Raw genomic sequence first — 1,116 nt, forward strand, 5'->3', positions numbered from 1 at the left:
CTCGACGCCGAGGTGCTGAACCTCGACCAGCTGTTGCGCGAGCTGACTGTCACGCGGGCCGGTCTGTTGCGCCAGCTGGGGGAGTTGCTGGGCCAACCCTTGCCCCCCGATACCCAGCTGGAACCCCCGGCTGCGTTGCCGACCGCCAGCGCAAGGCCGGAGCTGCTGCTGTATGCCCAACAAAAAGCCTTGCTCACGGGCCAGCAGAAACTGGCCGACGCCCGGCTGGCTCCGCGCCTGAGTTTGTTCGGCCAGGTGGGCTACGGCCGGCCCACGCTGGATTTTCTGCGCAATGATTTTCACGGCTATGGCATTGCCGGGGTGCGCCTGAACTGGAATCTGAATAACTACTACACCCGCCGCCAGGACCGCGAGGCCCTCCGCCTCGGGCAGGAAGCCGTGGCCGTGCAGCAGGACGCCTTTGAGCAAATCCAGCGCGTGGCCCGGGCCGGCCAGCAAACCGCCATTGACCGCTACCAGGCCCTGCTTGAAACCGACACGCAGCTGATTGGCCTGCGCCAGAAAATCCAGGCCACGGCCGCCGTGCAGCTCGACCACGGCATCATCGGCTTCGGCGACTACTTCACCGAAGCCAACAACCTCACCCTGGCCCGGCTCAGCGAGCAGCTGCACCGCCTGCAGCTGCTCCAGGCCCAGGTCGATTATCAAACCACCGGGAGCGCCTCGTCACTCTCCCAGTAACGCCTACTCATGGAAGTTATCATCGGCCTGCTGTGGCCCTTATGGCTTATGCCCATCATCACCGGTTACATGGCCACCAGCCACGGCCGCTCCTTTTGGCGCTGGTTTGGCATTGGCTTCGCGCTGCCTTACCTCTCCCTATTCCTCATTACCTACGTGGTGTACCGCGACCAGCGCCGGGCCCGCACCGAGAACCCCAACTCTAATCCTGATTTGCCATGAACGCTCCCTTTAGCTTTGCCGGCGGCAAGAACCCCGGTTTGCTGCTGGCCCTGGCCCTGCTGGCGGCCTGCCAGCCCGAAGCGCCGCGCTTCGACGCCTCCGGTAATTTCGAAACCACTGAATATGTAGTGGCGGCCCAGGCCCAGGGGCAGCTGCTGCGCCTGGGCGTAGCCGAAGGCGACGAGCTGCCCA

General features: G+C 64.5%; 2 protein-coding genes and 1 pseudogene. All 3 read left to right on the forward strand.

Going from position 1 to position 1,116, the window contains the following annotated elements:
- A partial coding sequence (locus ACYVDE_RS23640) for a TolC family protein (RefSeq protein WP_460503976.1) occupies positions 1 to 702 on the forward strand: 702 nt, incomplete at its 5' end.
- 9 nt (positions 703 to 711) lie between these two features.
- Positions 712 to 924: a hypothetical protein gene (locus ACYVDE_RS23645; RefSeq protein ID WP_212744951.1), complete on the forward strand. Its 213-nt coding sequence runs from the start codon at positions 712 to 714 to the stop codon at positions 922 to 924.
- Positions 921 to 1,116: pseudogene (locus ACYVDE_RS23650) on the forward strand (hypothetical protein); the annotation flags it as partial. The gene ACYVDE_RS23645 and the pseudogene ACYVDE_RS23650, both read left to right, overlap by 4 nt.

This window comes from Hymenobacter agri (assembly GCF_054778495.1).